Consider the following 3,388-nt stretch of genomic DNA (forward strand, 5'->3'; position numbering starts at 1 on the left):
ATGCGCGTATTGATCGTAAGGTCATTCCGAGCCTCTTGTGTTGGGTTGTCTGACCCGTGGAGAGCGTGAGCTTGAAGCGAAACACGAGATGGTTTGAGTGTTCAGTGCATGTGTGTGATCTCATCTGCCAAATCAGTCAAACGCTGTTGGAGGATCGGTTCATTCGTTGAAGTTTGGTTTACTGGCTGTTCCTAGCGGTTGGTAAGCTTGATGGAGAAAGGATCGGAAATCTGATGGATGGTTCCTGTTTATGGTGGGTAGCACGCAAGAGTTTGTTCAATACTCTTGTTGTGTGGTGAGGAGAATTGAACGACAAAAGGGCATTCGGTGGATGCCTTGGCACCAGGAGGCGATGAAGGACGTGGCACGCTGCGAAAAGCCATGGGGAGCCGCGAGCAGGCTTTGATCCATGGACATCCGAATGGGGAAACCCCCTCGTAAGAGGATCTGTAACTGAATACATAGGTTGCGGAGGCGAACCCGGGGAACTGAAACATCTCAGTACCTGGAGGAAAAGACATCAATTGAGATTCCGCTAGTAGTGGCGAGCGAACGCGGAGCAGGCCAGTGCCTCAAGTGACGTTAGCAGAACGGTCTGGAAAGTCCGGCAATATGGGTGATAGCCCCGTATGCGAAGGCAACATTTGAGGACTTGAGTAAGGCGGGGCACGTGAAACCCTGTCTGAACATGGGGGGACCATCCTCCAAGCCTAAATACTCCCTGGTGACCGATAGTGAACAAGTACCGTGAGGGAAAGGTGAAAAGCACCCCGACAAGGGGAGTGAAAGAGACCTGAAACCGGATGCCTACAAGCAGTCGGAGCACCTTTTGGTGTGACGGCGTACCTTTTGTATAATGGGTCAGCGAGTTTCTGTTCGCGGCAAGCTTAAGCCGGTAGGCGTAGGCGCAGCGAAAGCGAGTCTGAATAGGGCATTCAGTCGCGGGCAGAAGACCCGAAACCAAGTGATCTAGCCATGGCCAGGCTGAAGGTGGGGTAACACCCACTGGAGGGCCGAACCCACGCCTGTTGAAAAAGTCGGGGATGAGCTGTGGCTAGGGGTGAAAGGCCAATCAAACTTGGAGATAGCTGGTTCTCCGCGAAATCTATTGAGGTAGATCGTCGTATGTATACCCTGGGGGGTAGAGCACTGGATGGGCTAGGGGGTCCCAAAGACTTACCAAACCTAACCAAACTCCGAATACCCAGGAGCTTTGTACGGCAGACAGACGGTGGGTGCTAAGGTCCATCGTCGAGAGGGAAACAGCCCAGACCACCAGCTAAGGTCCCCAAATTATGGCTAAGTGGGAAAGGATGTGGGAATTCCAAAACAACCAGGAGGTTGGCTTAGAAGCAGCCATCCTTTAAAGAAAGCGTAATAGCTCACTGGTCTAATAGAAATCCTGCGCCGAAAATGTAACGGGGCTCAAGCCATATACCGAAGCTGTGGGCGTGCTTTGCACGCGGTAGCGGAGCGTTCTGTAGGCCTGCGAAGGGATACGCGTGAGCGGTCCTGGAGGTATCAGAAGTGCGAATGCTGACATGAGTAGCGACAAACAGAGTGAGAAACTCTGTCGCCGAAAGTCCAAGGGTTCCTGCGCAAGGTTAATCCGCGCAGGGTGAGCCGGCCCCTAAGGCGAGGGCGAAAGCCGTAGTCGATGGGAATCAGGTGAATATTCCTGAGCCTGCTAGAAGTGACGAATGCAAGATGTTGTCAGGTCTTATTGGATTGATCTGGCTTTTTGAGCATTCCAGGAAATAGCTCTAGCATATAGACCGTACCCGAAACCGACACAGGTGGACTGGTAGAGTATACCAAGGCGCTTGAGAGAACTATGCTGAAGGAACTAGGCAAATTACTCGCGTAACTTCGGGATAAGCGAGACCCAATCGTGGGCAACCATGGTTGGGTGGCACAAAAGAGGGGGTAGCGACTGTTTAGTAAAAACACAGGGCTGTGCGAAGTCGAGAGACGACGTATACGGTCTGACGCCTGCCCGGTGCCGGAAGGTTAAGAGGAGGTGTGCAAGCACTGAATTGAAGCCCCGGTAAACGGCGGCCGTAACTATAACGGTCCTAAGGTAGCGAAATTCCTTGTCGGGTAAGTTCCGACCTGCACGAATGGCGTAACGACTTCCCCACTGTCTCCAGCGTAGGCTCAGCGAAATTGAATTCCCCGTGAAGATGCGGGGTACCCGCGGTCAGACGGAAAGACCCTATGAACCTTTACTGCAACTTTGCAGTGGCATTAGGAGAATGCTGTGTAGGATAGGCGGGAGGCATCGAACCCGGGGCGCTAGCTCCGGTGGAGCCAACCTTGAAATACCGCCCTGAATTCTTCTGATGTCTAACCGAATCCCGTTATCCGGGATCGGGACCCTGCATGGTGGGCAGTTTGACTGGGGCGGTCGCCTCCCAAAAAGTAACGGAGGCGCGCGATGGTGGGCTCAAGCCGGTCGGACATCGGCTGTTGAGTGCAATGGCATAAGCCCGCCTGACTGCGAGAGTGACAGCTCGAGCAGAGACGAAAGTCGGCCATAGTGATCCGGTGGTTCCGCATGGAAGGGCCATCGCTCAACGGATAAAAGGTACTCTAGGGATAACAGGCTGATCTCCCCCAAGAGTCCACATCGACGGGGAGGTTTGGCACCTCGATGTCGGCTCATCACATCCTGGGGCTGGAGCAGGTCCCAAGGGTTCGGCTGTTCGCCGATTAAAGTGGTACGTGAGCTGGGTTTAGAACGTCGTGAGACAGTTCGGTCCCTATCTGCCGTGGGTGTTGGAGGCTTGAGAGGATCTGTCCCTAGTACGAGAGGACCGGGATGGACGTACCTCTGGTGTACCGGTTGTCGCGCCAGCGGCACAGCCGGGTAGCTAAGTACGGAAAAGATAACCGCTGAAAGCATCTAAGCGGGAAACTTACCTCAAAACTAGGCCTCCCTGAGGGTCGTGAAAGACCATCACGTCGATAGGCCGGGTGTGGAAGCAAGGTAACTTGCGAAGCTAACCGGTACTAATCACCCGATAGAGTTCAAAATCTCCTCACCAACCCCATAAGCAGCAATCATCCATCCAAAAAATTGCTGAAATCACACACATAAAACGCACCAAAACCATTCACCCAGATAAATCATATTGATAGGCTGGATGACCTGGTGGCTTTGGCGGGGAGCCTACACCCGATCCCATCCCGAACTCGGACGTGAAAATCCCCAGCGCCCATGGTACTGTGTCTTAAGGCACGGGAGAGTAGGTCGCCGCCAGGTCTTCCAGCCTATCAATAAAACATAATAACCGCCCCAAAATGCCAAATAGGCAAAGTAAGGGCGGTAAAATCAATGACGCGGGGTGGAGCAGCCCGGTAGCTCGTCAGGCTCATAACCTGAAGG

General features: G+C 53.5%; 2 rRNA genes. Both read left to right on the forward strand.

The features are described from left to right. The first annotated feature begins 304 nt into the window (after positions 1–304). A 23S ribosomal RNA gene (locus BUB54_RS19365) occupies positions 305–3,037 on the forward strand. 113 nt (positions 3,038–3,150) lie between these two features. Next, positions 3,151–3,265 (forward strand): 5S ribosomal RNA (rrf, locus tag BUB54_RS19370). Positions 3,266–3,388 lie beyond the last annotated feature (123 nt).

The sequence above is a fragment of the Acidocella aminolytica 101 = DSM 11237 genome, assembly GCF_900129125.1.
GTDB classification, from domain to species: domain Bacteria; phylum Pseudomonadota; class Alphaproteobacteria; order Acetobacterales; family Acetobacteraceae; genus Acidocella; species Acidocella aminolytica.